This is a genomic window from Burkholderia seminalis DSM 23518, assembly GCF_902832885.1.
Classification (GTDB): Bacteria; Pseudomonadota; Gammaproteobacteria; order Burkholderiales; family Burkholderiaceae; genus Burkholderia; species Burkholderia seminalis.
This window is the reverse complement of record NZ_CADFDK010000002.1, coordinates 477,385-503,243: the sequence shown is the minus strand read 5'-3', so window position 1 is coordinate 503,243 and position 25,859 is coordinate 477,385. Positions and strand designations below refer to the sequence as shown.

Here is a 25,859-nt window from a genome sequence, read left to right as displayed (position 1 = left end):
AGGCCCGCTACGCCGCCACGGCCTCCCCGCCGAGATACGCATCGCGCACGCGCTCGTCGTCGAGCAGCGCCTTCGCCGGCCCTTCGAGCACCACGCGCCCCGTCTGCAGCACGTACCCGTAATGCGCGATCTCCAGCGCCAGGCTCGCGTTCTGCTCGACCATGAACACCGTCACGCCCTGCCGGTTGATCGCGTCGATCAGTTCGAGCACCTTGTCGACGTAAAGCGGCGACAGCCCCATCGTCGGCTCGTCCATGCAGATCAGCTTCGGCCGCGCCATCAGCGCACGCGCCATCGCGAGCATCTGCTGCTCGCCGCCCGACAGCGTGCCGGCGCGCTGCGTCAAGCGTTCGCGCACGCGCGGAAACAGGTCGAGCACGCGTTCGTAGTCGTCGGCCACGGCCGCGCGATCGCCGCGCGTGTACGCGCCCATCAGCAGGTTCTCGCGCACGCTCATGTCGCCGAACAGCCGCCGCGCCTCGGGCACGGCCGCGATCCCGCGCCGCACGCGCTGCGGCGTCGCGAGCGCCGTCACGTCGGCGCCGTCGAAACGCACGACGCCGCGCTTCGGCCGCATCAGGCCGAGGATCAGCTTCATCGTCGTCGACTTGCCGCTCGCGTTGCCGCCGAGCAGGCTGACGATCTGCCCGCGGCCGACTTCGAAGTTCACGTCGAAATGCACCTGCACCGGCCCGTAGAACGTGTCGAGGTGTTCGAGTTTCAGCAGCGCGTCGGTCATCGTCGTATCGGGTCCGAAAGAAGGCAGGGTCATGCGGCCGCCCGGGCGGTGCGATCGGCCGGTGCGCCGCCCGCATGGCGGCGGCCGAGATAGGCTTCGATCACGCGCGGATCGTGCCGCACGTCGCGCGGCACGCCCTCGGCGATCTTCACGCCGTTGTCGAGCACCATCACGCGGTCGGACACGCGCATCACGAGTTCGAGCTTGTGCTCGATCAGCAGGATCGTCAGCCCGCGCGCCTTCAGCGACTGGATCAGCTGCAGCATCTCGGCCGTCTCCGTCTCGTTCATGCCGGCCGTCGGTTCGTCGAGCAGCAGCAGGCGCGGATGCAGCGCGAGCGCGCGGCCGATCTCGACGCGCCGCCGGTTCGCGTACGACAGGCTGTGCGCCGGATGATCGATGCGCGGCGTGAGCCGTTCGCCGAACCCGGCGACGATCGCGCGCGCCTCGTCGCGCAGCGCGGCTTCCTCGCGCCGCACCGACGCCGGCCGCACGAGCGCGCGCAGCACCTCGGCGGCCGCACCGAGCGCGGGCCAGCCCGGCCGCGCCGCGCGCAGCCGCGCATGCGCGCCGATCAGCACGTTGTCGAGCACGCTCAGGTTGCCGAACACGCGGCCGTGCTGGAACGTGCGCGCGATGCCAAGCGCCGCGAGCCGTTCGGGCGCCGTGCCCGTGATGTCGCGGCCGTCGAACGTCACGCGGCCCGCGTCGGGCCGGTCGGCCCCCGCGATCAGGTTGAACAGCGTCGACTTGCCCGCGCCGTTCGGCCCGATCACGCTCAGCAGTTCGCCGTCGGCCAGCGTCAGGCTCGCGCCGTCGAGCGCGGTCACGCCGTCGAAGCGGCGCGTCAATCCCTGCACGTCGAGCAAGGGTCGAGTGGTCGTCATCGCATTCCTCTCCTCACACCGTACCGAGCAGGCCCTGCGGCCGGAACCGGACGAGCAGCAGCAGCACGAGGCCGTAGATCAGCATCCGGTAGTCGGCCGCCCAGCGGAACAGCTCGGGCAGCCCGATCAGCGCGATCGCGCCCGCGATGCCGCCGAGCACGTTGCCGAGCCCGCCGAGGATCACCATCGTCAGCGCGAGGATCGACACCTGCGAATCGAAGGTCTGGTGATTGATGTAGCTGTACAGGTGCGCGGCAATGCCGCCGCTCACGCCCGCCGCGACGCCGCCGACCGCGAACGCGATCGCCTTGTAGCGGTTCGGCGCGATGCCGTGCGCGCGCGCGGCGACGTCGTCCTCGCGCACCGCGCGCAGCGTGCGGCCCAGATGCGAGCGCAGCAGCCGCACCTGCACGAGCGCGAACGCGACGAGCACCGCGAACGTGAACCAGTACGCGGCGCGCGCGGTGCCCGCCCACGGCAGCGGCGCGATGCCGGTGATGCCGAGCGGGCCGCGCGTCAGGCCGTCCCAGTTCAGGATCACGAGGCTCACCACTTCGCCGATGCCGAGCGTCGCGATCGACACGTAGTGCCCGCGCAGCCGGAATGCCGGATAGACGAGCAGCGTGCCGAGCACGGCCGTGATGACGCCCGCGCACGGAATCGTCACGGCCGGCGACCAGCCGAGATCCGACGACAACAACGCCGACGCATACGCGCCGATCACGAGCAGCGCCGCGTGGCCGAGCGAGATCTGCCCGACCGTGCCCGCGACGAGCGTGAGGCTCAGCGCGAGCAATCCGTACAGCCATGCATTGGTCAGCGTCTGCAGCACGTACGGCGACGCGCCGAGCCACGGCAGCACGGCCGCCAGCGCGATCAGCGCGACGAGCACCGGGCGCGGCACGCGCACGGCCTTCGCGGCCGCGAGGAAGGTGCCCGTCATCGGCTCGGGCGGCAGCGCGCGGTTGGCGCTGAACAGGCCGTTCGGCCGCCACACGAGGAACACGATCAGCAGCCCGAACGCGAACAGGTCGCGATAGCTCGTGCCGAACAGCGCGACGCCGTAGCTTTCGACGAGACCGAGCAGCAGGCTGCCGGCGATCGCGCCCGGCACGTTGCCGAGCCCGCCGATCAGCAGCGCGACGACACCCTTCAGCGTCGCCTGGAAACCCATCGCCGGATCGATGCTGTTGTAGTACATGCCGACCAGGAGCCCGCTCACGCCGCCGAGCGCGCACGCGATCGCGAACACGGTCTGGTTCACGCGGTCGACGTCGACGCCCATCTGCAGCGCCGCGTCGCGATCCTGCGCGGTCGCGCGGACGGCCCAGCCGAGCCGCGTGAAACGCAGGAAGCCGTACAGCAGCGCGGCCGCCGCGATGCCGATACCCGCGATCAGCAGGTCGAGCGAGCCGAGCGTCGCGCCAGCGATCCGCACATGCCAGTCGGGCAGCGGCGTCGGCACCGCACGCGGATCCGCGCCGAACGCAAGCTGCGCGAGCTGATCGAGGATGAAGCTGATGCCGATCGTCGCGAGCAGCGGCGCGATGCGCGCCGCGTGGCGCAGCGGCCGCAACCCGATCCGCTCGATCGCGATGCCGAGCGCGCCGCAGCCGACGACGACCGCCGCCAGCGCGACCGGCAGCGGCAGGCCGAAGCGCGTCAGGCACAGCCAGCCGATGAACGCGCCGACCATGTAGACCGAGCCGTGCGCGAAGTTGATCAGGTGCGACACGCCGAAGATCAGCGCGAGCCCGACCGCGAGCAGCGCGTAGATGTTGCCGACGATGAGACCGTTGAGCGTGTAGTCGAGCCAGGAAGCCATCACGATGCGTCCGTCACTTGCATGCGGTTCATGCGGAATCAGCGCGCGGCGAGCTGCGGTTTCGCGCCGTCCCACAGCGCCCACTGCCCCTGCTTCACGACCAGGTACACGGTGCGCGCGCCGGCCACGCGGCGCGTCTGCGGATCGAAGCGCACCTTGCCGAAGATCACGCTCGGCACGTCGCTGACCTTCGCGAAGCCGTCGTGCGCGGCCTGGCGCGTCGTGCCGTAGCGGCGCAGCACCTCGGCCGACAGGATCAACGCGTCGTAGGCACGCGCGACGAACGAATCGGGATCGGCGTGGAATTTGGCGCGATAGCGCTGTACGAACGCCTGCACCTCGGGGCGCGGCTCGGCCGGGAAGAAGTTCGATTCCGTATAGACGCCTTCGACGGCCGTGCCGCCCAGTTCGAGGAACTTCGGCGAATACACGGAGCCGACCGCCGCGATCGGCAGCGCGACGCCCGACGTGCGCGCCTGCCGCACGATCTGCGCGCCGTCCGCGTAGTAGGAAATCAGCACGATCGAATCGGGGTTCGACGCGCCGATCCGCACGAGCGTCGAGCGGAAGTCCTTTTCCGCCGGCTGGTAGCCTTCGGCCGCGACGACCTGCGCGCCGAACCCGGCGACCGCCTTCGCGAAGATGTCCTTGCTGGTGCGGCCCCAGTCGGTGTTCAGGTACAGCACCGCGATCCGCTTGAAGCCGAGTTCCTTCACCGCATAACGCGCGAGCAGCGGCTGCTCCTCGGCCTGGCTCAGCGCGGTGCTCCACAGGTAGTCGCCGCCCTTCGTGAAATCCGGATGCGAGTTCGTGAAGCCGAACTGCACCAGTTGCCCGCGCTGATAGATCGGCGACGCGGCCATCGACGTCGCGCTAGAGAAGTCGCCCAGCTCGATCGCGATGCGCGGATCGGCGACGAACTTCTGCGCGATCGCGACGGCCTGGCGCGGATCGCTGCGGCTGTCCTGGAAGTCGATCGCGAGCGGCCGGCCGTGAATGCCGCCGCTGCCGTTGATCTCGTCGAGCGCGAGATCGAAGCCGCGCTTCCACTGTTCGCCGTATTGCGCGTCCTGGCCCGTGAGCGGCCCGCTCACGCCGATCACCACCGGCTCGCCCGACACGCCGGCCGCGAGCGCCCCGCCCGTCGACAAGCCCCATGCGGCAGCGAGCGCCGCCAACGTGCCCAGCACGCGCCGCCATGCGCCGCGTGCGTCGTTCCCCGAAACCTTCATGCGTCCCCCAGCTTCAGTCAGTCGAAAAGAGTGAGGGCATGTAACCATCCGGGTCGGGACGATCCAACGAAGTTTTGCGCATATCGATATCGCGCGCGGCGCGAAGCGGATCACGCCCGCGAACGGTCGTCCGTTCGCCCCGCTTCGCACGATGCATCGGCACGCACCGCAGCGCGTTGATTCGATGGGCGTTTTCTTCATGGCGACGATCGCAATCGAGGTGTTTGCGTGCGCCCCCCGCCGCCGACACGATCGCACGCTTCGCAGTTTTCGCGCTGTCGATAGCAAAAATCATTATATGAATCACGCATGCTCGCACTCCTACAATGCGCAAATCGCATCATCGGAACGCGTCATGGAGTTGCATCAACTCGAAGCCTTTTCCGCGGTCATGTCGGCCGGCAGCGTGACCGGCGCGGGCGAACTGCTCGGCCGCTCGCAGCCGGCCGTCACGCGGCAGATCCAGGAGCTCGAAGCCGATCTCGGCTACGCGCTGTTCGATCGGCACGGCCCGCGCGTCACGCCGACGCGGCGCGCCTTCCTGCTGTACGAGGAAGTCGAGCGCTCGCTGGTCGGCCTGCGCGCGATCGAGGCGCGTGCTCGCGCGCTCGGCGACGCAACGGCCGAACCGGTACGCATCGCGGCGACGCCGTCGCTCGCGGCCACGCTCGTGCCGGCCGCGCTGGCCGCGCTGCCCGACGACGTGCACGCGCCGCATTACCAGTTGCGCAGCGAGTCAGCCGAGCATGTCGTGCACGAAGTGCTGGCCGGCACGGCCGACGTCGGCGTCGTCACGCTGCCGATGGCGCATGCCGGGCTCGACGTGCACTGGATCGCGCAGACGCCTTGCGTCGCCGTGCTGCCCGCCGGCGATCCGCTCGCGGCGAAGCCACGCATCGCGCTGCGCGACCTCGCGCGCCGCCGCATCGTGACGGTCGCGAACCGGCACCGGCTGCGCCAGCGAATCGACGCGGCGTTCGCCGCCGCACGCGTCGACGCGCGTGTGTTCGTCGAAACCAATGCGTCGCTGAATGCGGTGATGGCCGCGCGCGCGGGCATCGGAATCGGCATCGTCGATCCGGCCACCGGTGTCGCGCTGCCGGTGGACGGCGTCGTCGCGCGTCCGCTCGACGTCGACATTCCGTTCGCCTTCGGCGTCGCGACGCCGGCCGGCAAGCCGCGCACGGCAGCCGTCGATGCACTGCTCGACGCGCTGCACCGCACGACGCGCACGCTGCTCGGCGACGTGATCTTTCACGACGCCACCGCGCATGACGCGCTGCTGCGCGGCGACCGGCTGCGCAGCGAGCGGGCATCGCGTGCGCCCCGCACCGCACGTCCGCGCCGCACGCGCCCGGAGGCCGCATGACGTCCCCGCTCGACGCCCTCGAGGCCCGGCTCGCGCAGGACCTGCGCTGGCTCGACCTGCCCGCGCCGTCGTGGGTGCCGCCACAAGAAGCCGACGGCGCGCGCGTGCTCGACGTCGCGATCGTCGGCGGCGGCATGGCGGGGCTCGCGGCATCCGCCGAACTGCGCCTGCTCGGCATCGACAACCAGTGCGTGATCGACCGCGCGCCAGCCGGCTACGAAGGGCCGTGGATCACGTTCGCGCGGATGGAGACGCTGCGCTCGCCGAAGCAGCTCGCGGGCCCCGCGCTCGGCCTGCCCGCGCTGACGTTCCGCGCCTGGTTCGAAGCGCAGCACGGCCGCGACGCATGGGACGCGCTCTACAAGATTCCGCGCACGCAATGGATGGACTACCTGCGCTGGTACCGGCGCGTGCTCGACCTGCAGGTGCGCAACGACACGACGCTCGTCGCGCTGCGCCCGCGCGAAGACGGACTGCTCGCGCTCGACGTGCGCGGCAACGGCGAAGCGCGGACGCTGCTCGCACGGCACGTCGTGCTCGCCACCGGCCGCGACGGGCTCGGCGGTCCGTACGTGCCGCCGGTCGCGCAACGCGCACCGCGCTCGCGCTGGGCTCACTCGTCCGAACCGATCGACTTCGCCGCGCTCGCGGGCAAGCGTGTCGGCGTGGTCGGCGCGGGCGCGTCCGCGTTCGACAACGCGGGCACCGCGCTCGAAGCCGGCGCCGCACGCGTCGACCTGTTCTTCCGCCGCGCGGACATCCCGCGCATCAACAAGCTGACCGGCATCGGCAGCCCGGGGCTCGTGCACGGCTACGCCGATCTCGACGACGCGACGAAGTGGCGCTTCATGCACTACGCGCTGACGTCGCAGACGCCGCCGCCGCGCGACAGCGTGCTGCGCGTCTCGCGCCACGCACGCGCGCATTTCCATGCGGGCAGCCCGATCGAGACACTGGCCGACCGCCCGGACGGCCTCGACGTCACGACGCCGCGCGGGCGCTACCCGGTCGACTTCCTGATCTTCGCGACGGGCTTTCATTCGGACTGGACGACGCGCGACGAATTCGCGTCGTTCGGCGCGCACGTGCGCCGCTGGAAGGATCGTTATCGACCGGAACCGGATCTGTGGCTCGACGAGCTTGCCGAGTCGCCCGATCTCGGCCCCGCGTTCGCGTTTCAGGAGCGCGAGCGCGGGGCGTGCCCGGCCATCACGCGGATTCATTGCTTCAACCACGCGGCGAGCCTGAGCCACGGCAAGCTGTCCGGCGACATTCCGGCCATCAGCGCGGGCGCGAAGCGGCTGGCGCGCGGGATCGCGAGCCGGTTGTTCGACGCCGATCGCGACCGCCACTACGACGCGCTCGTCGCGTATGCGAATGCCGAACTGCTAGGCGACGAATGGCGCGACGCCGATGCGTGACCGCGCGCGATCGATCACACCCACGAACAAGAGAAAACCGAAACGATGACTGATTCCATCACGCCGGCCGCCGTGCCGGATACGATCGACGCGGTGGCCGGCCTGCGCGACGGCGATGCCGTCGCCGCGCTGCGCCGCGCACGCGACAAGGTGCTGCTGCACACGCAGCGGAGCGAAGCCGCGCTGTTCGATCCCGCGTTGCCCGATCTCTCGCTGGTCGAGCGGCTGCATGCCGCACGGTATGTCGCGCGCCAGTCGAACGCACACGCGCTGGCCGACACCTATCGCGCCCGGCTGCTCGACGCAGGCGGCGCGGCCGGAGAGATCGAACACGCGGATGCCGACGCGTTCGACGCGCTGCCCCGACGCCTCGGCGCGATCCTCGCGCATGCGAAGCGCGTGACGCTCGCCCCCGTCGACGCACGCGCCGCCGATCTCGACGCGCTGAAGTCGGCTGGCCTCACGACACCCGCGATCGTCGCGCTGTCGCAACTTGTCGCGTTCGTCGCGTATCAGCTGCGCGTCGCCGTTGCCGCGCAGGCCATTCAGGCACGTACGACCAGGGAGGCGGCATGACGACGCCCCACGGCTTCACCTCCGACACGCTCGGCTGGCGCGCATGGCTCGACACGGTATCGCTCGATGCCGCAACGCCCGATCAGCTTGCGGTGCTCGAAGCGAGCCACCCGCAGGCGAAGACGTCCGACTATTACCTGCTGCTCGTGCATCTGCCCGAGATCCTGCGGCAACGCTCGGGCGTGTTCAACGCGATCATGTACGGCCCCGGCGGGCTGTCGCGCGCCGAGCGCGAGCTGGCCAGCACGGCCGTGTCGCGCGTGAACGGCTGCGTCTATTGCGCGTCGGTGCATGCGCAGCGCTTCGCGCAGCTCGCGAAACGCACCGATGCGATCGAGCAGGTCTTCGACGATCCGGCGACGGCCGGCACGACGGCGCGCGAACGCGCGATCATCCGCTATGCGATCGCGTTGACCGAACGGCCCGACGCGATCGACGAAAGCGCCGTCGCCGCGCTCGAAGCCGAAGGGCTGACGCATGAGGAAATTCTCGACCTGTCGCACGCCGTCGCGATCTTCGCGTGGGCGAACCGGTTGATGCTGACGCTGGGCGAGCCGGTGTTTCCGGAACCGGCGGCCGGCGCCTGACTGCATGGCAGGACCGTGACGCGGCCCCGCCCGCGTCACGCCTTGTGCGTCGACAGCAGGATGCTCGTCTCGGTATTCGCGATCCCGTCGATCAGCCGGATCGCGCCGAGCACGCGATCGAAGTGCTCGAGCGAATCGGCATGCAGTTCGGCGACGAGATCCCAGCGCCCGTTCGTGCTGTGGATCGACGCGACGTTCGGATGCCCGCGCAGCACCTTCACCACCTCCGCGCCGCGGTTGCCCTGCACCGCGATCGACATCAGCGCGCGAATCCGGTGGCGCTCCGCCGCCGGCTTGAGCCGCACCGTATAGCCGACGATCACGCCGTTTTTCTCCAGCCGCGTCAGCCGGTTCTGCACGGTCGCGCGCGCGACGCGCAGTGCCCTCGCGAGCGCGACGACCGGCAATCGCGCGTTGTCGCGCAGCAATGCGATGAGCTGCCGGTCGACGTCGTCGAGCGTGATCATGAACGGGGCTTCCTGTTGGGCATGTGAGACAGCCGCCAGCGTGCCGGGGGCGCGCATTCCGGCCCATGCGAACTGGACAAACTGCCGGAACGGGCTGGCAATTTGCCAAGTCTATCGAGAAATCTGCCACTTTTGCCGTCTTTTTGTTGGCTCGACTCGCGGAAATAATGACTCCATCGACCGGCGCGCCCCCGCCGCGCCGCCGCTTTTCAGGCAGCACGAGGCCCGCCGAAGCCGCGCCCGGTCGACCAGAACGCCAGGACACCCGTACCGGCACTGAATTTGGAGACAGACCGATGACCCGCTTCCTCGACGTTCCCGCCACTGCCCGCCTGATCGCCACGACCGGCGTGACGACGTTCCTGCGCGAACTCGTCGACACGCTGCGCGCCGACTACCTGCACTGGGCCGATTTCGACAAGTCGCCGCGTGTCGCCTGCCATTCGCGCGACGGCGTGATCGAGCTGATGCCCGTCGCGAACGCGTCGCTGTTCGCGTTCAAATACGTGAACGGCCACCCCGTCAACGCGGCGCGCGGCATGCACACCGTGATGGCGTTCGGCGCGCTCGCCGAAGTCGATACCGGTTACCCGCTGCTGCTGGCCGAACTCACGCTCACCACCGCGCTGCGCACGGCCGCCACGTCGGTGCTCGCCGCGCAAGTGCTCGCGCGGCCCGACTCGCGCAGGATGGCGCTGATCGGCAACGGCGCGCAGAGCGAGTTCCAGGCAATCGCGTTCCACACGCTGCTCGGCATCGACGAGATCCGCGTGTTCGACGTCGATCCGCGCGCGACCGACAAGCTCGTCCGGAACCTCGCCGCGTATCCGGATCTGCGCGTCGTGCGCGCCGCGTCGACCGCCGACGCCGTGCGCGGCGCCGACATCGTGACGACCGTCACCGCCGACAAGGCGTACGCGACGATCGTCACGGCCGACATGATCGAGCCCGGCATGCACCTGAACGCCGTGGGCGGCGATTGCCCCGGCAAGACCGAACTCGACGCGGGCGTGCTGCACGCCGGCCGCGTATTCGTCGAGTTCGAGCCGCAGTCGCGCATCGAGGGCGAGATCCAGCAGATGCCGGCCGACTTCCCCGTCACCGAGCTGTGGCGCGTGCTGCAGCGCGAGACGACGGGGCGCGAACGCGCGGACGAAATCACGGTGTTCGACTCGGTCGGCTTCGCGCTCGAGGATTATTCGGCGCTGTGCTACCTGTACGCACTCGCACAGCAGCACAACGCGGGCGTCGAGATCGCGCTGATTCCGCCGGCCGTCGACCCGAAGAACCTGTTCGCGCTGATCGACGATCCGGCCGCGATCGCGCAGGGTCACGCGGCGTTCGCGACCGAAGCCGTGGCCGCGTTCGCGCGCTGACCGTCGTTTGCGGGCGGCCCGTGCGCCGCCCGGTCTCCTGCCTTTCGCACCGTCCCCGCCCATGAATCTTGTATCGATCCAGGCGCCGGCCGCCGTCGTGATGATCCGGCCGCACCGTTTCCTGCCGAACCCGCAGACCGCGGCCGACAACGCGTTCCAGCGCACGGCCGGCACCGGCGCGCGCGACACGGCGTCGGTATCCGCCGCCGCGCGCGACGAAGTCACGGCCGCCGCGCAGGCGCTCGCCGATGCGGGCGTGCGCGTGCACGTGTTCGACGACCATGGCGAGCGCGGCACGCCGGACTCCGTATTCCCGAACAACTGGTTCTCGACGCATCCGGGCGGCCATGTCGCGCTGTATCCGATGTATAGCGCGAACCGCCGCCGCGAGCGGCGCGCGGACGTGATCGAGATGCTGAAGGCCGAGTATCGCGTGCAGGACGTGATCGACTACTCGGGCCTCGAATACGACGACGTGTTCCTCGAAGGCACCGGCGCGATGGTGCTCGACCACGTCGCGCGGATCGCCTACACCGCGCGCTCGCGCCGCGCCGATCCGGTCGCGCTCGAACGCTTCTGCACGCACTTCAATTTCGAGCCGATCTGCTTCGATACGGCTGACGCCGACGGGCGGCCGATCTATCACACGAACGTGATGATGAGCGTCGCGACCGAGTTCGCGATGGTCGGCCTCGACCTGATCGCCGACAGCCGGCGCCGCGGCGAAATCGCGCAGCGCCTGACCGAAACGGGGCGCGCGGTGATCGCGCTCGATCCGTCGCAGATCGCGAATTTCGCGGGCAATACGCTGGAGTTGTCAGGAAAGGCGGGACGCGTGCTCGCGCTGTCGCGGCGCGCGTTCGATTGCCTCACGCACGCGCAGCGCACGGTCATCGAACGCTCCGCGCGGCTGCTGCCGCTCGACGTGCCGACGATCGAACTGGCCGGCGGGTCGGTGCGCTGCATGCTCGCGGGGATTCATCTCGCGCGGCGTTCGGCGGCATACGATGCGTCGGCATTCGAAGCGGCGCAACTGCCGCGCGACGCGGTATCGCACGCCTGAACGGCACGGACTTCGACGTCGCGCCGCAGCTGGCGCCATCGGATGCTTCGGTCTGCGAACGAGGCCGAAGCATCCGCGACTTCGATCACCCCGCCAACAGCTTCAACCCGGCCGGCAGCGTCTCGCCGAACACCCGCACCGTGTCGGCTTCGTCGAACGCGATCGCTTCGCGCACCATGTCGATCCAGGCCGCCGACGCGTTCGCGGCCGACAGGCGCTTGATGACGGCCTCGCGCGTCTCGTCCGGCAAATCGCGCGAACGATCGCCCGTCATCCGCGCAATCTGCGCCGCCGCGAACGCGGCCGGTTCGACCTGTTTCCAGTCGAGCGCGAACAGCGCATCGAGCCAGCCCGTGGCCACTTCCGCCGGCACGACACCGTGCGCGCTGCCATAGAACGGCCGACGCGCGCCGATACGCCCGAGCGCCCACGCGCATAACGCGCGCTCGGCCGGCTTCTGCAACTGCGCGATCAGGCGTTCGGCCAGCTCGACCTTGCGCTCGACGGGCAGCCGTTCGAGCGAGGCGGACAGTCGCGTCATGTCGGCCGGGCCGACCTTGGCCGGATCGAACGGCAGCTTGCGGCGCTTGTCGTCGGACGGTTCGAGGAACGCGATCGCGTCGCGCACCTGCGTCTGCGCATCGTCGTCGAGGCCGCCGGCCACGCGCCGCCACAGCGTCCACCACTCGGACCACACCTGAGCGTCGGTCACGTACTGAATCCCGTCGTCGAACAGCGGCCACAGCTGCTCGATGCGCCACGCATCGAGCGGATGCCCGAAGCCCGGGCGCAGGCAGTAACCGGCCAGGTTCAGCCACGCGCGCTCGTGATCGGCCGAGCGGCGGCGGCGGCGGGCGCGCGCGAGCAACGCGTCGAACAGCTCGCGCGCGAGCGCCACGTCCCACGCCTCGCGCGCGCCGAGCACCTGTTCGAGTTGTGCGCGCAACCGGCGCGTGTCCTTCGGCGCAACGCCGGCGGCCTTGCTGCCGAACGAGCGCTCGATCAGCTCGATCGCCTGGTCGGCACGCGGATGCCGCGCGGGCCCCGCATCGTCGCCATGCACCGGCGCATCGCCGCGCAGCTGGAATTCGAGCTTCCAGCGGCGTGTTGCGTCGTCGGTCGCGATGCAATGCATTTCGAGCGTGCCGACCTCGGTCAGCGACGCCGTGAGCTTCACCGGCGTTTCGCGGGCGTCGCTGCCCGCCTTCGCATCGACGACCGTCGCGATCGGCGGCAGCCGCACGAAATCGCCGCCGTCGAGATCGACGAGATCGCCGGGCCGGTACCGGGTTTCGGCCACCGTCGACACGAGGTGGAAACGCACCGGTTGCCCGAGCTGCAGCGCGAACGTGCGCTCGTCGAGCCGGATCTCGCGGCCATCTTCCGTGCCGCGCGGCAGCAGGCAGACGCCGCGCGCGGCGGCATCGGCCGCGCCGTCGTCGAGCACGAGGAAATAGCTGCGCGCGGACCCGCCGCCGATGCGCGGCGCATGTCCGGCGCGGGCGAGCCCGTACGCGACCGCGCCGCGGGCGACGGCCACGTCCGGATGCGCGTTGTGCAGCACGTCGAGCGGCGCGCCGCGCCACGCGCCGAGCGTCCGCGCGAGACGGTCGGCGAGTGCGCCCGCGCGGAACACGCCGCCGTTGAGGAGCAGCGTGTCGGGCAGCGGGCCTTCCGCATGACGCGTCAGGAACGCCGCGACGTGGCGCGTGACGGCCGCGTCGCTCGCATAGGGCAGGCCGAATTCGACGATCGCGGCGCGTGCCCGGCGGGGCAGCTCGCCCGCTTCGACCTGCGGAAAGAACCCGTCGACGACGATCCGTTCGACTTCGTCGCGCGTCAGCTCGGCCGAGCGCGCGCCGCCGACGAGCCGGCTGCCCGCGCCGAGCAGCGTGACGGTGACGGACGCCGGCGCGTCGTCGCCGAGCAGCCGCTCCTTCGCCGCGCGGCAGCGCTCGACGAGCTGCGACAGGCTCGCGGCCGACAGTCGCGTGCCGGGCTCGGTCAGCCGCGTCTCGACCAGGCGCGCGAGCGCGAGGTCCATGTTGTCGCCGCCGAGCATCAGGTGATTGCCGACGCCGACGCGCGTGAAGGCCGGCTCGCCGTCGCCGCCCGGCGCGACATCGACGAGCGTGAGATCGGTCGTGCCGCCGCCGACGTCGCAGATCAGCACGCGCCGCGCCGCGGCGAACGTATCGCGCAGCGTGTCGCGCTGGCCGTACAGCCAGTCGTAGAACGCGGCTTGCGGCTCTTCCAGCAGCCGCAGCGCGGGCAGCTTCGCGCGCCGCGCGGCCTCGACCGTCAATGCGCGCGCGCCGTCGTCGAACGACGCGGGCACCGTCAGGATCACGTCCTGCTTAGCGAGCGGCGCATCGGGAAAACGCGTGTCCCATGCGTCGCGCACGTGCGCGAGGTAGCTCGCGCTCGCGTCGACCGGCGACACCTTGTCGACGCCGTCGGCCGCGCCCCACGGCAGGATCGGCGCGAGCCGGTCGACCGCCGCATGCGACAGCCAGCTCTTCGCGCTCGACACGAGCCGGCCCGGCACCTGCGCGCCGAGCGTGCGCGCGTAGCGGCCGATCACGGCCGGCGGCGCACCGGCGGCGTTCGCTCGCGCATCGGCCGCCCACGGCAGCCGCAGCGCATCCGGCGGCAGCTCGCCCGCGGCCGGGTGATAACGTACCGACGGCAACAGCGGCTGCGCGGCCACCGCGCCGGGGCCGACCAGTTGCTCGACGTCGAACACGCGGATCGCGTCGGAACCGGCCTCGACGTACGCGACGACCGTATTGCTCGTGCCGAGGTCGATGCCGACCGTATAACGCTTCATCGCGCTCAGGCGGCGCCGCGCACGTCGAACTCGACCTTCCAGCGCTCGTTCGTGCCGCTCGGGATCGCCTCGAGTTCGAGCGTGCCGGCCTCGGTCACGCGCGCGTGCAGCTTCACCGGCACGACTTCGCCGACCGTGCGGCCTTCGGCGGGCAGCGTCGCCTGGATTTCCTCCAGCTCCTGCAGCTCCTCCGGCGACCAGTAGTCGAGCAGCGTGCCGACCTGGTCCTGGCGGCGCACCGACGAACCGAAGAAACGGAACTGCACCGGTTCGCCGACGACGAGGCCGAACTCCTGCGGCGGCAGCGCCGCGTCCGAGCCCTCTTCCATCCCGAACGGCGCGACGCACAGCGCCTGTACCGGCGGTTCGAGCCCCGGCACGGCAGGCATCGCCGATTCGATCGCGACGTAGTACGCGCGCGCCGTACCGCCGCGAATGCGCACGCCGCGGCCGCGCTTCACGTAGCCGTAGTACGCCGCGCCGCGCGCGACCGCGAGATCGAGATCCGCGCCTTCGAGCAGGCGGGCGGGCGGCGCGCCTTCGGCCGCGAGCCAGCTATTGAGCGTATCGAGCACGCGCTGCGTGAGCAGCGTCGACTTGAACACGCCGCCGTTGAACAGCACGGCGGTCGGATGCAGGAACGTCGCGCCTTGCGGCAGCGTGCGCTGCACGCCTTCGAGCGAATCGAGCGCCGCGACCTGGCGGCCGAGGAACGCCGCGAGATGGCGCGTGATGCCCGCGTCCTGCGCATACGGCAGGCCGAGCTGCGTCAGGCCGACCCGCGCGCGGCTCACCGGGCGCGCGCCCGCATCGACCTGCGGGAAGAAACCGTCGAGGATCGTCTGCGTCAGTTCGGCGCGCGTGAGCTCGGTGCGGATCGAGCCGCCGATCAGCTTCGAGCCGCGGCTCAGCACGACAAGCGGCACCGCGTCGGTCGTCGGGTCGGACAGCAGCGTTTCCTTCGCCGAACGGCACGCGTACGTCAGCGCCCGCAGTTGCCACGGATCGGCCTGCGTGCCCTGCTGCGCGAGCTTGCGCGCGACCACGTGCGCGAGCGCGAGGTCCATGTTGTCGCCGCCGAGCAGGATGTGCTCGCCGACCGCCACGCGGTGCAGTTCGAGATTGCCGTCGCGCTCGACCACCGCGATCAGCGACAGGTCGGTCGTGCCGCCGCCGACGTCGACGCACAGGATCAGGTCGCCGACCTGCACCTGCTTGCGCCAGCCGCCCTGGCTCTTCTGGATCCAGCTGTACAGCGCGGCCTGCGGCTCCTCGAGCAGCGTCATCCGCGAATAGCCGGCGGCACGGGCGGCCTCGGCCGTCAGTTCGCGCGCGGCCGGGTCGAACGACGCGGGAATCGTGACCGTCACGTCCTGGTCGGCGAACGGCGCGTCGGGATGCGCGTGGTCCCACGCCTCGCGCAGGTGCGTCAGGTAGCGGATCGAGCTTTCCAGCGGCGACACGCGCGCCACTTCCGGCGGCGCATCGCTCGGCAGGATCGCCGCGCGGCGGTCGACGCCCGGATGGCACAGCCAGCTCTTCGCGCTCGACACGAGGCGGATCGGCGTGCCGGCGCCGCGCGTGCGCGCCATCTCGCCGACCGCGAAGCCGCGCGAGGCCGTCCACGGCAGCGTCAGGTCGCCCTGCGTCAGCTCGCTTTCATGCGGCAGGTAGAGGAACGACGGCAGCAGGTCGCGCGATTCCAGCGCGCCGGGCGCGGTCAGCTGCGCGATCGGCAGCACCTGCTGCGTGATGTTTTCGCCGTCGCTGGCGCTGCTGTCGACATACGACAGCGCGCAGTGGGTCGTCCCGAGGTCGATACCGATCGAATAGCGCGGATCGCTCACAGTTCCACCTCCGCCGGTGCGACCACCGAGGCGTCGTGGCTGCCCGTCAGCTTCGGCAGGCGCACGTCGGCCACCCGCCAGCCGCGATGGCTGACGGTGCCCGTGAACGGCGCGGCGCCGACCACGTTGCCCGTCACGCGCACGGCCGTCGCGTCGAAGCCGGCCGGCAGCGTCACGCGGCTCCCTTCGGCTTCGTCGCGCACCGGCACGATCGTGAAGTGTTCGCGCAGCGCGGCGCGGCAGCCGTCGTGCACGAGGCGCGCGGCCGCGCCGATGTCGGCGTCCGCGTAGCCGGCGATGTCTTCCTCGACGAAGTCGATGAAGCGTGCATCGCGCTGCAGCAGGCCGAGCAGTTGCAGCGCGGCCTGCGGGCTCGCTTCGCGCAGCTCGGGCGCCGGCGCCTTCACGGGTGCGGGCGCAGGTGCAACGGGCGCGGCAGCCGGGGCCGGGGCGACCGGTGCCGGGGCGCCATCGCGCACGCGCAGCACGCCGGCCGCGAACTCGCGGTTGCCGAGCACGGAGAAGAACGTGCCGACGGCCAGCGACAGCCGGCCGAAGAAGGACAGGTTGGATTCGGGCATGGGGTCTGGACTCCTGTGGGCTCGCGCCATGGCGAGCGATCTTGCCTGGGCGCCCGGCGACGGCGTGCGGATGACGCACTGCCGCCGCCCGGCGCGTGATTCGGTCGCGCCCTCGCAGGTGCGGAAAACCCGTATTTTGCCCTGTGGCGGGCGAACCGGGCAGAAGTTGGGGGACAGAACATCGCGGCACGGCGGTTTCGGCCGCGTGGAATCGCGCTCGATCGCCCGCCACGCGCGAGCGATTGCGATGCTGCGGCGCGTCAGCGCGGCTGGCGCAGCCGGGCCGCCTTCGCATCGAAATCGCGCGACAGCATGCCGAGCGTGACCTCGCCGAAGCGCGCCGGCAGCGATGCTTCGGCGTCCTTCAGCGCGGCCGCCAGACGCGCGTCGACGGCCTGCTCGACCCGGGCATTCGGGCGCGTCCTCGGGTACCCGGTCGGAAAACAGCGGCGGCAAGCCGGCCGCGCGACGGTCGTGCCGATCGACGCACTGTTCGCCGGCGCGCGCACCGGGATGGCGAGCGACCTTGCGCAGCAGCTCGGCCGCGCGTTCGACGAAGGGCCGCGGGGCCACGCGATTCGCGTCGACGCGTGGAAGCGGACGAGCGTCGCCGGCGTGTATGCGGCCGGCGACGCATCGAGCCTGATCACCAACGCGACGTTCGCATCGGCATCGGGCGTGGCGGCCGGCGTGGGCGTACACCGGTCGCTGATCTTCGGGCTCGGCGCGTGACGGAACCTCGCGCGGCAGGTCGCATCGCCGCCGATGGCTTCGTCGCACGATGTGCGGTTTAATGTCCGGCACTTACCGCATCGAGAGCCATGAAATAAATGCTCGACCTCGACGACCTGCGACTCGTCCGCGCGATCGGCGCGTCGCGTTCATTGGCCGCCGCCGCGCGCCTGCTCGATCTCACGCCGCCCGCCGTGACGATTCGCCTGCAGCGGATGGAAGCGCGCCTGAACGCGCGGCTCGCCGTGCGGCAGCCGAAAGGGATCGCGCTGACCGACGAAGGGCAGCGGCTGTATCAGGAAGCCGTCGGCATACTCGAACGCATGGAGGCGTTGCCGGCCAGCATCGCGGGCGATCACGGCGACGTGCAGGGCACGCTGCGCGTCGTCGCCCCGCTCGGCTTCGGGCGCAAGTACGTCGCGCGGATCGTGCGCGACGTGCAGCGTGCGCATCCGAAGCTCGAAATCTCGCTGCACCTGTCGGACAGCCCGTTGACCAGCGCATCCGGGGCGGACGTGGTCGTCCACGTCGGCAGCCTCAAGTCTTCTTCGTGGGTCGGTTATCCGCTCGCGCCCAACGAGCGCTTCCTGTGCGCGAGCCCGGGCTACGCACGCCGCATCAAGGACCTGAATCATCCGTCCGACCTCGCGCGCCACGACTGCCTGTGTCTGCGCGAGAACGACGAGGACATCCCGCGCTGGCGCTTCTCGCCCGGCGGCGACGTCAACGGCGAGTCGCGGCGGTCTGTCGTCATTCGCGTGACCGGCGCGCTGTCGTCGAACGACGGCACCGTCATCACCGAATGGGCATTAGCCGGGCTCGGCATCGTCGAACGCTCCGAGTGGGATGTCGCGCCGTTGCTGGCGAGCGGCAAGCTCGTCCGGTTGTTGCCGGACTGGCGCCTACCGCCCGCGCCGGTAACGGCACTGCTGCCGTCCCGTACCGGCCGCTCCGCGCGACAACGGGTCTTTCTCGAAGCCGCGCGGCGGTTTCTCGATCCGCCGCCGTGGCGTGGCAAGGCCTGAGCGATTCGACAGATTAAATCGCGCTTAATGGCAGATTAGCGCGGCGTTAAACACGATGCGCGCCAACTGCCCTACTGTGTCCGCGTCGACAACCTCGCCATCGAACGCCTCGTGGACCTTCACACCCTCAACACCCCGGCCGCATTGATCGATGTCGGCCGCATGCATCGCAACATCGCGCGCATGCAGGCGCATCTGGACGCACTCGGCGTCACGTTCCGGCCGCACGTCAAGACCACCAAGTGCCGGCCCGTCGTCGACGCGCAGATCGCGGCCGGCGCGCAGGGCATCACGGTGTCGACGCTCAAGGAAGCCGAACAGTTCTTCGCGGGCGGCATCCGCGACATCGTCTACGCGGTCGGCATGGTGCCCGCCAAGCTCGGCCACGCGCTTGCGCTGCGCCGGCAAGGCTGCGACCTGAAGATCGTCGCCGACAGCCTGCCGGCGGCCCTCGCCATCGCCGAATTCGGGCGCGCACACGACGAGCGCTTCGAGGTATGGATCGAGGTCGACGTCGACGGCCACCGCTCGGGCATCCTGCCCGACGCCGACCTGCTGATCGACGTCGGCCGCGCGCTGGTCGACGGCGGCATGCTGCTCGGCGGCGTGCTGGCCCATGCGGGCTCCAGCTACGAATGCGACACGCACGACGCGCTGGTCGCGATCGCCGAACAGGAGCGCAGCCGCACCGTGCGGGCCGCGGAACGCCTGACAGCGGCCGGGCTGCCCTGCCCGGTCGTGAGCATCGGCTCGACGCCCACCGCGCTGTCCGCGCAACGCCTCGACGGCGTGACCGAGGTGCGCGCGGGCGTGTACGCGATGTTCGATCTCGTGATGCACAACATCGGCGTGTGCGACCTGTCGGACATCGCGCTGTCGGTGCTGACCACCGTGATCGGCCATCAGGAAGAGAAAGGCTGGGCGATCGTCGATGCGGGCTGGATGGCGATGAGCCGCGACCGCGGCACGCAGCGCCAGGCGCGCGACTTCGGCTACGGGCTGGTCTGCACCGAAGGCGGCGACGTGCTCGGCGACTACGTGATGAGCGCGGCCAACCAGGAGCACGGGATCGTGTCGTGCACGGGTGCGCCGGACACGGGCATCGCGCAGCGGTTTCCGATCGGCACGCGCCTGCGCATCCTGCCGAATCACGCGTGCGCCACCGGCGCGCAACACCCGGAATACCAGGCCGTCGACGCCGACGGCCTCGCGCAGACCTGGCCGCGCTTCTACGGGTGGTAGGCGAGCCCCGTCATCCGCGCCGCTTGGCACACGCATTGACTATTTATCCAAATCTGGACAAACTTTAAACCTTTCCGCCTCACGCTACGCCGCAAAGGCGTACCCGACATGCCGACAGACGCCCGACTCCTTCTTCTCGACCGCGACGCCGTCGAACCCGCCCTTCGGGCCGAACAGGTGATGGCGGCGGTCCGCGAAGCCTTCGTGCTGCACAGCCAGCGGGCCGGGCGCGTGTTTCCGGTGGTGCGCGAGAAGCTGCATACCGGCGGCGTGTTCGGTATCAAGTCGGGCGACGTCGCGGGCCAGGACCTGCTCGGTTTCAAGGCGGCCGGGTTCTGGCCCGGCAACCGGCGCGCCGGCGGCGAGCCGCATCAGGCCACCGTCGCGCTGTTCGATCCGGCCACGGGCCGCCCGCTGTGCATCCTGGACGGCAACGCGATCACCACCGCGCGAACCGGCGCCGCCGGCGGCCTCGGGCTGCAACAGCTGGCCCGCCGCGACAGCACGCGGATCTGCGTGTTCGGCACGGGCGTGCAGGCGCGCGTGCAGCTCGACTATGCACTCAGGCTGCTGCCGCAACGGTGCACGGTGCGGTACGTGAACGTCGGCGGCGAGCCGGACCCGGCGTTCGAATCGGCCTTCCTGACGCGCTGCACGATCGGCGTCGCGCGCGAGCGGAACGACGCGGTAGCCGACAGCGACGTGGTGATCACGGCCACGCCCGGCGGCGGCGCATTGTTCGACGCGGATGCGGTGCAACCGGGCACCCATCTGACCTGCGTGGGCACCGATACCGCGGGCAAGCGCGAACTCCCGGCCGGCGTGCTGGAACGCGCGCGCATTTTCGTCGACGATCACGATCAGGCGCGCGGCATCGGCGAGTGCCAGTGGGCGCCCGATTTGCCGCGCACCGAAATCGGTGACATCCTCGCCGGTGCGGCGTCGGTCGACCGTGCCGCGCACGACATCACCGTGTTCGACATGACGGGGCTCGCGCTTCAGGATCTGACCGTCGCGCGCTTCCTGTATCGGCACGCCATCGACAACGGCGCCGGAACCTCCGTTCCGTGGCCGTGGTAAGCCACCCTTATCGCTCGACCGCCATGCGTCTCGCCAAAGTGTCCGCCCTCTCGTTCGATCTCGACGACACCCTGTGGCCGTTCGGGCCGTCGGTCGTCCGAGCCGAGGCGATGCTGCGCGCGTGGCTGATCGAACACGCGCCCAATACGGCGAGCGTGCTGCCCACGCAACAGGCATTGAGCGAACTCCGTGAGGAATACGAACGGCTGCGCCCGGACCTCGCCGGCGACTTTCGCGCGATGCGAATCGGCTCGATCCGGCTGGCGCTGGCGCGCGCGAACGAAGACGTCGCGCTGACCGACGACGCGTACGACGTGTTCTATGCCGCCCGGAACCGCGTCGAATTCTACGACGACGCGTGGCCCGCGCTGACGTGGCTGAGCGCGCGCTTTCCGTTGATTGCCGTGACCAACGGCAACGCGGATCTCCGGCTGACCGGCGGCGGCGAATTCTTCCGCACGACGCTCAGCGCGCGGGCATTCGGCTTCGCGAAGCCGGAACCCGAGATCTTCCACGCGGCGGCGGACGCACTCGACGTGCGTCCGGCCGAACTGCTGCATGTCGGCGACGATTTCCATCTCGACGTCGTCGGCGCACTGAACGCGGGGCTTCAGGCCGCCTGGGTCGTGCGCGATCCTCGTCCGGAAGGAGGCCACACGCCGCGGCAGGCCGCGACGCCGCACCTCACGCTGCGCGACCTGTCGATGCTGTGCCGCGCGCTCGGCGGCCCCGACGACGGGTCGTGACCGCCACCGGGCGCGGCGCATGCCCGCCTCGCGGCGTCATGCGGCCTTGCGTGCGTCCGCGATCCGCTGCGGCGCCTTCGGCCGTGCGTACAGCCGGTCGAGATACGCGCGCAACTGCGGGAACGGTTCGATCAGTCGGCATTCGCTCGCCCAGTCGATCAGGTAGACCGTCACGCAATCGGCCACCGTCAGCGCATCGCCGACGATGAATTCGCGCCCCTCGAGATGCTTGTCGAGGAGCGCGGCCATCGTCGTGAAATCCTCGCGCGCCAGCGCGATATCGGCCGGCGAGCGCTTCTCCGGCGGATAGAGGAACGAATGCCGCGTGATCCGCCACAGCGGCTGCTCGAGCTCCGTCACCGCGAACATGACCCACCGGTAGGCCTCCGCGCGCAGCGCCGGATCCGCCGGCAGCAGCCCTTTTTCCGGATACTTGTCCGCGAGATACAGCACGATCGCGGCCGACTCGGGAATCACGAGGTCGCCGTCCACCAGCACGGGCACCTTGCCGGCCGGGTTGAGGCGCAGGAAGTCGGGCCGCTTGTGCTCGCCCTGGAGCAGGTTGACCGACACGAATTCGAAATCCGCATCGAGTTCCTTCAGCCCCCATAGCGCACGCTGCGAGCGCGTGCCGGCAAATCCGTAAAGCTTCATCGCCAGTCTCCATCCAGAATGTCGGGAATCAGTCCGCAGGGCGCCCAGCGCGCATCGACGCGACGCGCGGCACCCGGCATGGCGGGTCGCTCACGCACCGGGAATCGCCAGCACGGGCATCACGTCGACCGACACGCCCGGGAACAGCGTGAAATGCGGATGGCCCTCGAACATCGCGGCCGCCGCGTCGTGCGACGCCGCGCGCACGACGGTAAACCCGCTCAGCGCGTTGGCGGCGTCCTTGATGCCGGTCGCGTCGATGGTCTTGGTCTTGCCGAGCGGCCCGCCCATCTCGACGATCGCATCGCGATGCCGGTCGACCCACGCATGCCATGCGGCAATGCCGTCCCGCTCGCGCGTGCGCCGCTCCGCCTCCGACAGCGCCACCCACGCCTTCATGGCCGGGCTATCCTTCGTTCCGAGAAATACGGCGAGATACAACTGCTGTTGCGCACTCATGCCTGCTCCTCCGATGACGGACGCGGCGGGCTGCCGCCCCTTGACCTTGACACAATAGGTTGATATCAACATAATTGCAACATGGCACGAAAAGAAACGCTTCCTTTCGAAACGACGCTGATGGTGCGCGATTGCTGCCTGTGCCTGCACATGCAGCGCGCGGCGCGCAATCTCGCGCGCATCTTCGACGATGTGCTGCGCCCGCTCGATCTCACCAACGGCCAGTTTTCGCTGCTGATGTCGCTGAACCGGCCGCAACCGGCCCCGATGAAATCGGTCGCGTCGCTGCTCGCGATGGACCGCACCACGCTCACGGCCGCGCTCAAGCCGCTCGAGCGGCGCGGCCTCGTCACGATCGCGCAGGATCCGGACGACCGCCGCAGCCGCCTGCTCGAACTGACGCCGGCCGGCCGCGACCTGCTGGCCGAAGCGTTCCCGTTGTGGCAGCAAACGCATGCCGAGATCGAGCAGCCTTTCGCGCCGGGCGACGTCGATCGGTTGCGCGGCCAGTTGCGCATGCTGTCGGTCGATCCGTCGACACCCGGCTGAACCGGCGCGCGAACCCGGTGGCGGGCGCGCTTACTTCCTGCCCTTCTTCGGCAACAGCAGTTGCGCGAATTCCTGCAGGAACCGCGCGGCCCCGTACGCGTGCAGCGCCCGACCGCTGCTCAGCGCGCCGTCGATGACCGTCGCGAGCCGCAGCGCGAAGGTTTCCGGGTCGTCGACCCGCAGCGTGCCCGCCAGCTCCGTCAACCGGCGCCGCAGTTCCTGCTTGTGCGCGACCGCGACCTTGCGGGCCGGATGACTGTCGTCCGCGTATTCCGCGGCGATGTTGATCTGCGGGCAGCCGCGATAGCCGGGCCGCTCGATGCGCTCGCCCAGCCATTGAAGCTGCGCGTCCAGCTCTTCGCGCGGCGTGCGCTTGTAGCGCTGCGCCACCGCATCCCAATGCGCCCAGAAATCGGCGTCCTCGCGCAACAGGAACGCCTCGATCAGGTCGTCCTTCGTCGCGAAATGACGATACAGGCTCGTCTTCGCGACGCCCGCCTGCGCGACGATCAGGTCCACGCCGACCGCGCGCGTGCCTTCCCGGTAGAACAGCGCGCTGGCCGTCTGCAGAATGCGTTCGCGCGTATCGGGCACGCTCCCGTGTGCATCCATGTCCTTTTTCATCGAAGCCCGGCCGTCCTGGCCGCCGTTACCGCAACAGGGGCTCCGATCATAGCACCGTGATCTTGACGACGCTACAGATCTGTACTATAAAACAGACCGTTCTGTATCGGATTGGGTCATGGACGATCGAATGACGGTTGCAGTCTATGGCGCCGCCGGTCACACCGGGCGGTTCGTGGTGGCCGAGCTGGCCCGGCGCGGCCTTCGCGCGCTTCGCCTCGGCCGCGACGCCGCGCGGCTTGCCGAAGACGGCGCCGATGCGGCGCCGGCGCGCGTCGCCGCGATCGACGATGCGGCCGCGCTCGACGCCGCGTTGCGCGGCGCGGATGCCCTGATCAACTGCGCGGGCCCCTACCTCGATACCGCGCTGCCGCTGGCCGATGCGGCGCTGCGCGCCGGCATTCCCTATCTCGACCTGACGGCCGAACAGCCGTCGGTGCTGGCGCTGACCGAACACGTCGACGCCCGCGCGCGGGCCGCGAACCTGACCGTCGTGCCGGCCGCCGCGTTCTACGGCGGCCTGGCCGACCTGCTCGTCACGGCGGTCGCCGACCGCGATCGGCCGATCGACCGCGTCGACATCGCGACCGGGCTCGACCGCTGGCACCCGACGCGCGGCACGCGCGTGACGGGCGAACGCAATCGCGCGGTGAGGCTCGTGCAGCAAGGCGGAAAGCCGACGCCGGTGCCGTCGGCCGCACGCGAGCGCGTGTGGCCGTTTCCGCCGCCGATCGGTACTGTCGACGTGACGCTGCTGCCGTTTTCGGAAGTCATGACACTGGCGCGTCATCTGCGTATCGATACGATCGATTCCTGGCTCGCGACGCGCGCGCTGCGCGACGTGCGCGATGCCGCCACGCCGCCGCCCGCGCCGGCCGACGCACTGGGCCGCTCAGCCCAGCAATTCGCGATGGACGCGATCGTCGCGCAGGGCGGCACGACGCATCGCGCGATCGCGTCGGGCCGCGACATCTACGCGGTCAGCGCGCCGATCATCGTCGAGGCGGCCGTGCGCCTGGTCACCGGCAAGACGCGGGTGTCAGGCGGCGTGCGCAGCCTCGGCGAACTGTTCGACGCGCGCGATTTCCTCGCGGCGCTCGATACCGTGGCAGTATCGTTCGGCACGACGACCGATCCGGTTTTCACCAGGAGGAGCAAGCATGGGCAGCAATGAGAAAGGCGCGACGTTCCGGTCGCTACACCGCGCGGGCCAGCCGCTGGCGCTGTTCAACGTCTGGGATGCCGGCAGCGCGCGCACGGCGGCCGACGCGGGCGCCGTCGCGCTGGCGACCGGCAGCTGGTCGGTCGCGGCGGCGAACGGCTTCACCGACGGCGAGCAGATGCCGCGCGCGCTGATGATGGAGGTGCTCGAACGGATCACGCGCGCGACGAGCCTGCCCGTCACCGTCGATCTCGAAAGCGGATACGGCGAGCGGCCGGAGGATGTCGGCGACACGATCACGCTGAGCATCCAGGCCGGCGCGATCGGCTGCAATCTCGAAGACAGTATTCCCGCGACGGGTGCACTGCGCGACGTCGACGAAGCGGCAGCCCGTCTCGCGGCGGCACGGCAGGCGGCCGATCGCGCGGGCGCGGATTACTTCATCAACGCGCGCACCGACGTGTTCTTCACGGCCGCGGCCGAGGCGCATGACGAACGCCTGCTCGACGCAACGCTGGCGCGCGCTCGTGCCTACGCGGCGGCCGGTGCCGACGGCCTGTTCGTGCCGGGTCTCCGCTCGCCGGCGCTCATCCGCGCGCTGACGGCCGCATCGCCGCTGCCCGTGAACGTGATGCGCGTGTCGGAAACGCCGACGCTCGCGGAACTCGCCGACTACGGCGTGGCGCGCATCAGCCACGGGCCGTATCCGTACCTGCAGGCCATGAAGACGCTCGCGTCGATGATCAAGGAAAGCCGCTAGCGGATGCGCGGGACGGTCGCGCACGG

The 25,859-nt window shown here is 70.3% G+C and carries 25 protein-coding genes and 2 pseudogenes; 14 read left to right on the top strand and 13 right to left on the bottom strand.

Translation table 11 applies throughout. The annotated features are described in order from the left end of the window. Positions 1-7 precede the first annotated feature (7 nt). The 5 genes from HWX00_RS08750 to HWX00_RS08730 are packed head-to-tail and all read right to left on the bottom strand — an operon-like array spanning position 8 to position 4,978. On the bottom strand, positions 8-772 hold the full coding sequence (locus HWX00_RS08750) for an ABC transporter ATP-binding protein (protein WP_124608078.1): 765 nt from the start codon (positions 770-772) through the stop codon (positions 8-10). Further along, positions 769-1,626 (bottom strand): ABC transporter ATP-binding protein, encoded by an 858-nt coding sequence (locus HWX00_RS08745; RefSeq protein WP_059559659.1) that lies wholly within the window; start codon positions 1,624-1,626, stop codon positions 769-771. Before HWX00_RS08745 ends, HWX00_RS08750 begins: the two co-directional genes overlap by 4 nt. A 13-nt stretch (positions 1,627-1,639) precedes the next feature. After that, a complete protein-coding gene (locus tag HWX00_RS08740; RefSeq protein ID WP_034188338.1) occupies positions 1,640-3,451 on the bottom strand; it encodes an ABC transporter permease in 1,812 nt (603 codons plus the stop codon). Positions 3,452-3,489: 38 nt separating this feature from the next. Next, positions 3,490-4,683, bottom strand: coding sequence for an ABC transporter substrate-binding protein (locus HWX00_RS08735; RefSeq protein ID WP_175028526.1), 1,194 nt, complete (start codon positions 4,681-4,683; stop codon positions 3,490-3,492). 13 nt (positions 4,684-4,696) lie between these two features. Then, the gene (locus tag HWX00_RS08730; RefSeq protein WP_175028525.1) at positions 4,697-4,978 is read right to left on the bottom strand and encodes a hypothetical protein; all 282 of its coding nucleotides are present in this window, start codon (positions 4,976-4,978) and stop codon (positions 4,697-4,699) included. Positions 4,979-5,038: 60 nt separating this feature from the next. Here HWX00_RS08730 and HWX00_RS08725 point away from each other — a divergent pair, with 60 nt between their 5' ends. The 4 genes from HWX00_RS08725 to HWX00_RS08710 are packed head-to-tail and all read left to right on the top strand — an operon-like array spanning position 5,039 to position 8,636. After that, positions 5,039-6,052, top strand: a complete 1,014-nt coding sequence (locus tag HWX00_RS08725) for a LysR family transcriptional regulator (RefSeq protein ID WP_049034269.1) — start codon at positions 5,039-5,041, stop codon at positions 6,050-6,052. After that, positions 6,049-7,473, top strand: a complete 1,425-nt coding sequence (locus HWX00_RS08720; RefSeq protein WP_124670839.1) for an NAD(P)-binding domain-containing protein — start codon at positions 6,049-6,051, stop codon at positions 7,471-7,473. The genes HWX00_RS08725 and HWX00_RS08720 overlap by 4 nt, the downstream gene beginning before the upstream one ends. A gap of 45 nt (positions 7,474-7,518) precedes the next feature. Next, entirely contained in the window at positions 7,519-8,049 is a 531-nt protein-coding gene (locus tag HWX00_RS08715; protein ID WP_175028524.1) for a CMD domain-containing protein, read from the top strand. Next, positions 8,046-8,636, top strand: a complete 591-nt coding sequence (locus HWX00_RS08710) for a peroxidase-related enzyme (protein WP_034188343.1) — start codon at positions 8,046-8,048, stop codon at positions 8,634-8,636. The genes HWX00_RS08715 and HWX00_RS08710 overlap by 4 nt, the downstream gene beginning before the upstream one ends. Before the next feature lie 35 nt (positions 8,637-8,671). On the opposite strand, the gene HWX00_RS08705 is transcribed toward HWX00_RS08710, so the two are convergent. Further along, positions 8,672-9,103 (bottom strand): Lrp/AsnC family transcriptional regulator, encoded by a 432-nt coding sequence (locus HWX00_RS08705; protein WP_049034261.1) that lies wholly within the window; start codon positions 9,101-9,103, stop codon positions 8,672-8,674. A 296-nt stretch (positions 9,104-9,399) separates the two neighbouring features. On the opposite strand from HWX00_RS08705, the gene HWX00_RS08700 reads away from it, so the two are divergent. After that, on the top strand, positions 9,400-10,479 hold the full coding sequence (locus HWX00_RS08700) for an ornithine cyclodeaminase (RefSeq protein ID WP_175028523.1): 1,080 nt from the start codon (positions 9,400-9,402) through the stop codon (positions 10,477-10,479). A 61-nt stretch (positions 10,480-10,540) separates the two neighbouring features. Further along, positions 10,541-11,542, top strand: coding sequence for a citrulline utilization hydrolase CtlX (gene ctlX, locus HWX00_RS08695; protein ID WP_175028522.1), 1,002 nt, complete (start codon positions 10,541-10,543; stop codon positions 11,540-11,542). 85 nt (positions 11,543-11,627) lie between these two features. On the opposite strand, the gene HWX00_RS08690 is transcribed toward ctlX, so the two are convergent. From HWX00_RS08690 to HWX00_RS08675, 4 genes and pseudogenes are all read right to left on the bottom strand, one after another. Beyond that, positions 11,628-14,372, bottom strand: a complete 2,745-nt coding sequence (locus tag HWX00_RS08690) for an Hsp70 family protein (RefSeq protein ID WP_175028521.1) — start codon at positions 14,370-14,372, stop codon at positions 11,628-11,630. A 5-nt stretch (positions 14,373-14,377) separates the two neighbouring features. Next, a complete protein-coding gene (locus HWX00_RS08685; RefSeq protein ID WP_175028520.1) occupies positions 14,378-16,219 on the bottom strand; it encodes an Hsp70 family protein in 1,842 nt (613 codons plus the stop codon). Further along, positions 16,216-16,800: a DUF2760 domain-containing protein gene (locus tag HWX00_RS08680; RefSeq protein WP_034188349.1), complete on the bottom strand. Its 585-nt coding sequence runs from the start codon at positions 16,798-16,800 to the stop codon at positions 16,216-16,218. Before HWX00_RS08680 ends, HWX00_RS08685 begins: the two co-directional genes overlap by 4 nt. A 260-nt stretch (positions 16,801-17,060) precedes the next feature. After that, positions 17,061-17,268, bottom strand: a pseudogene (locus tag HWX00_RS08675) (transcriptional regulator); the annotation flags it as partial. A 3-nt stretch (positions 17,269-17,271) separates the two neighbouring features. Here HWX00_RS08675 and HWX00_RS08670 point away from each other — a divergent pair. From HWX00_RS08670 to HWX00_RS08650, 5 genes and pseudogenes are all read left to right on the top strand, one after another. Then, a pseudogene (locus HWX00_RS08670) lies at positions 17,272-17,532 on the top strand (NAD(P)/FAD-dependent oxidoreductase); the annotation flags it as partial. Positions 17,533-17,630: 98 nt separating this feature from the next. Then, a complete protein-coding gene (locus HWX00_RS08665) occupies positions 17,631-18,557 on the top strand; it encodes a LysR substrate-binding domain-containing protein (protein ID WP_034188350.1) in 927 nt (308 codons plus the stop codon). Between the two features lie 111 nt (positions 18,558-18,668). Continuing rightward, entirely contained in the window at positions 18,669-19,799 is a 1,131-nt protein-coding gene (locus HWX00_RS08660) for a DSD1 family PLP-dependent enzyme (RefSeq protein ID WP_034188351.1), read from the top strand. 108 nt (positions 19,800-19,907) lie between these two features. Continuing rightward, on the top strand, positions 19,908-20,879 hold the full coding sequence (locus HWX00_RS08655) for an ornithine cyclodeaminase family protein (protein WP_034188352.1): 972 nt from the start codon (positions 19,908-19,910) through the stop codon (positions 20,877-20,879). 23 nt (positions 20,880-20,902) lie between these two features. Then, on the top strand, positions 20,903-21,625 hold the full coding sequence (locus HWX00_RS08650) for an HAD family hydrolase (RefSeq protein ID WP_175028519.1): 723 nt from the start codon (positions 20,903-20,905) through the stop codon (positions 21,623-21,625). A 36-nt stretch (positions 21,626-21,661) separates the two neighbouring features. On the opposite strand, the gene HWX00_RS08645 is transcribed toward HWX00_RS08650, so the two are convergent. Both HWX00_RS08645 and HWX00_RS08640 read right to left on the bottom strand, forming a co-directional pair. Beyond that, positions 21,662-22,279 (bottom strand): glutathione S-transferase family protein, encoded by a 618-nt coding sequence (locus tag HWX00_RS08645; protein ID WP_034188354.1) that lies wholly within the window; start codon positions 22,277-22,279, stop codon positions 21,662-21,664. Between the two features lie 90 nt (positions 22,280-22,369). After that, positions 22,370-22,738: a hypothetical protein gene (locus HWX00_RS08640; protein ID WP_034188355.1), complete on the bottom strand. Its 369-nt coding sequence runs from the start codon at positions 22,736-22,738 to the stop codon at positions 22,370-22,372. Between the two features lie 81 nt (positions 22,739-22,819). On the opposite strand from HWX00_RS08640, the gene HWX00_RS08635 reads away from it, so the two are divergent. Next, positions 22,820-23,287, top strand: coding sequence for a MarR family winged helix-turn-helix transcriptional regulator (locus HWX00_RS08635; protein WP_034188356.1), 468 nt, complete (start codon positions 22,820-22,822; stop codon positions 23,285-23,287). Between the two features lie 30 nt (positions 23,288-23,317). Here the strand turns inward: HWX00_RS08635 and HWX00_RS08630 are convergent, their stop codons facing one another. After that, positions 23,318-23,899 (bottom strand): TetR/AcrR family transcriptional regulator, encoded by a 582-nt coding sequence (locus HWX00_RS08630; protein WP_226193662.1) that lies wholly within the window; start codon positions 23,897-23,899, stop codon positions 23,318-23,320. Between the two features lie 130 nt (positions 23,900-24,029). On the opposite strand from HWX00_RS08630, the gene HWX00_RS08625 reads away from it, so the two are divergent. Next, a complete protein-coding gene (locus HWX00_RS08625; RefSeq protein WP_175028517.1) occupies positions 24,030-25,085 on the top strand; it encodes a saccharopine dehydrogenase NADP-binding domain-containing protein in 1,056 nt (351 codons plus the stop codon). Further along, positions 25,072-25,833 carry an isocitrate lyase/PEP mutase family protein gene (locus HWX00_RS08620; RefSeq protein ID WP_034188359.1) on the top strand — a complete coding sequence of 254 codons (762 nt, stop codon included), beginning with the start codon at positions 25,072-25,074 and terminating at the stop codon, positions 25,831-25,833. Before HWX00_RS08625 ends, HWX00_RS08620 begins: the two co-directional genes overlap by 14 nt. Positions 25,834-25,859: the final 26 nt, after the last annotated feature.